1 pseudogene is annotated in these 602 nt (G+C 61.3%); it reads left to right on the forward strand.

Annotated features, from left to right (window positions below):
* A pseudogene (locus tag AC1DS5_RS25275) lies at positions 1-602 on the forward strand (hypothetical protein); the annotation flags it as partial.

A 602-nucleotide genomic window follows, 5' to 3' on the forward strand; every position in this document is an offset into this window, starting at 1 on the left:
GATCCCGGCTGGGCAGGGCTCGGCAACGGTGACCGTTATGGTCGCCGGTGACACCACCAGCGAGCCGAATGAAAATTTCACGCTGACGCTTCAGAGCGCTTCCAATTCCACCGCCGTGGCGACCACGATCGGCACCGCGCAAGCCACCGGCACCATCGTCAATGATGACGTCGCGATCACCAAGATCAGCGCCATCCAGGGTACGGGCGCCACCAGCGGAATGGTCGGCCAGACGGTCACCGTCGAAGCCATCGTCGTCGGTGATTTCCAGAATGGGGACGGCGACAACAGCCGCAACCTGAACGGCTTCTATGTTCAGGAAGAGGTGACCGACTCCGACGGCAATGTCCTGACCTCTGAAGCCATCTTCGTATTCGGCGGCAACGGTGACGTGGCCGTCGGCGACCGTGTCCGTGTCACCGGTTCGATCAGCGAGTATTTCGGTCTCACCGAACTCACCGCGACCAACATTTCCGTGGTTGAAGCGGGAGCAGTTGCCGATATCAACACGATGGCGACCGTGATCGATCTGCCGGGTGCCGGCACCACGCTGAGCCAGGACGGCGATTATCAGCCGAACCTCGAAGCCTATGAGGGCATGC

The sequence above is a fragment of the Polaromonas sp. P4_H1 genome, assembly GCF_056400945.1.